Below are 2,014 nucleotides of genomic sequence, written 5' to 3' on the forward strand. Positions count from 1 at the left end.
TCCTCCCACAGCGCGACCGTCGCGGGGTCGATCACGCCGTCCGTCCCGGCGGTCGCGGGGACCACGAAGAGCGCGGCGTCCGCGGCCCGCAGGCCGGCGCGCAGCTCCCCGACGAAGTCCCCGTACCCGGGGGTGTCGATCAGGTTGATCTTGACGCCCGCGTGCCGGACCGGCGCGACCGCCACCGTGACGGAGCGGTGCTGGCGCTGCGCGGCCGGGTCGTGGTCGCAGACCGTGGTGCCGTCGAGCACGCTGCCCTGCCGGGGGATGACGCCGGTGTGCGCGAGCAGGGCCTCCACCAGCGTCGTCTTTCCCGCGCCGGAGGGTCCGACCAGGGCGACGTTGCGCACCAGCGCGGGCTCCGTGACGGGCACCGCGAGACCCTCCGGTGCCCTGCGATCCGATCTGACGGTCATGGCGGTCACCTCCGCGTCGACCGCGACACGCCGGTGTGTCGCCGGTCACAGCGATTGCACTCCTGACTGCAGCCCCACACAACCCCTCAAGCCTTGCCCAATCCCGCGGCGACGTGTGCGGGGTCGCAGTCGCGCCGCGAGTAGGGTCCCTGGCCGTGCCCATTCCCGGTCCCGGTTACGCCATCACCGTCCGAGTCGAGGCGCCGTCCTCCGCGAGCGCCGCGGGCGACCTGGCCGTCGCCGTCGGCAACGTGGGCGGGGTGGTGACCGCATTCGACGTCGTCGAGTCCCGCACCGACGCGATCGTCGTCGACATCTCCTGCAACGCCCTCAACTCCGAGCACGCCGACGAGATCACCGAGGCCCTCGGGGCGCTGCCCGGCGTGCACGTGCGCAAGGTGTCCGACCGGACCTTCCTGATCCACCTCGGCGGCAAGCTCGAGGTCCAGTCGAAGGTCGCGATCCGCAACCGGGACGACCTGTCCCGGGCCTACACCCCGGGCGTCGCGCGCGTCTGCCAGGCGATCGCGGCGAACCCGTCGGACGCCCGACGGCTCACGATCAAGCGCAACACCGTGGCCGTCGTGACCGACGGGTCGGCGGTGCTCGGCCTGGGCAACCTGGGCGCGGCCGCGTCGATGCCGGTCATGGAGGGCAAGGCGGCGCTGTTCAAGCGGTTCGCCGGGGTCGACGCCTGGCCGGTCGCGCTGGACACCCAGGACACCGAGGAGATCATCCGGACGGTGCAGGTGATCGCGCCCGCGTACGGCGGGATCAACCTGGAGGACATCGCGGCGCCGCGCTGCTTCGAGATCGAGCGCAGGCTGCGCGAGATGCTGGACATCCCGGTGTTCCACGACGACCAGCACGGCACCGCGGTCGTGGTGCTCGGCGCGCTGCGCAACGCCCTGCGCGTGGTGGGGAAGACCTTCTCCGACAGCAGGATCGTGGTCTGCGGGGTCGGCGCGGCGGGGTCGGCGATCATCCGGCTGCTGCAGTCCGAGAAGCCGGGCGACGTGCTGGCGGTGGACATCGACGGGATCGTGCACGCCGCGCGTCCCGGCCTCGACGAGAACCTGTCCTCGATCGCCGAGCAGACCAACAAGGGCGGGGCGTCGGGCTCGCTGGCCGACGCGCTCGTCGGGGCCGACGTGTTCATCGGCGTCTCCGCACCCAACCTCTTCGGGGCCACCGAGGCGGCCACGATGGCCGACGACGCGATCATCTTCGCCCTGGCCAACCCCGACCCGGAGATCGACCCGGCGATCGCCTCGCACCACGCGGCCGTGGTCGCCACCGGGCGGTCGGACTACCCGAACCAGATCAACAACGTGCTGGCCTTCCCCGGCGTCTTCCGCGGCCTGCTCGACGCCCAGGCCCACGACATCACCGACCGGATGCTGCTCGCCGCCTCGGCCGCGATCGCGGACGTCGTGGCCGAGCCGAACGCGAGCTTCATCGTGCCGAGCGTGTTCGACCCGTCGGTGGCCCCCGCGGTCGCCGAGGCGGTCCGCCACGCCGCCCAGGAGGCCGCCGCGGCGGGTGAGGTCACGGCGGGCCTCTGAGACCTGTGAGTGGCGATGGTCGCCGGAACGACC

The 2,014-nt window shown here is 72.6% G+C and carries 2 protein-coding genes; one reads left to right on the plus strand and one right to left on the minus strand.

Features of this window, described 5'->3' with window-relative positions; all coding sequences use genetic code 11:
- The coding region (locus H5J29_RS30515) for a GTP-binding protein (RefSeq protein ID WP_181784411.1) at positions 1-416 on the minus strand (416 nt) is incomplete at its 3' end.
- 155 nt (positions 417-571) lie between these two features.
- Between H5J29_RS30515 and H5J29_RS30520 the strand changes: the two genes are divergently transcribed.
- Positions 572-1,981, plus strand: coding sequence for an NAD-dependent malic enzyme (locus H5J29_RS30520; protein WP_181784412.1), 1,410 nt, complete (start codon positions 572-574; stop codon positions 1,979-1,981).
- Positions 1,982-2,014 lie beyond the last annotated feature (33 nt).

The organism is Pseudonocardia pini (genome assembly GCF_013870575.1).
GTDB lineage: Bacteria > Actinomycetota > Actinomycetes > Mycobacteriales > Pseudonocardiaceae > Pseudonocardia > Pseudonocardia pini.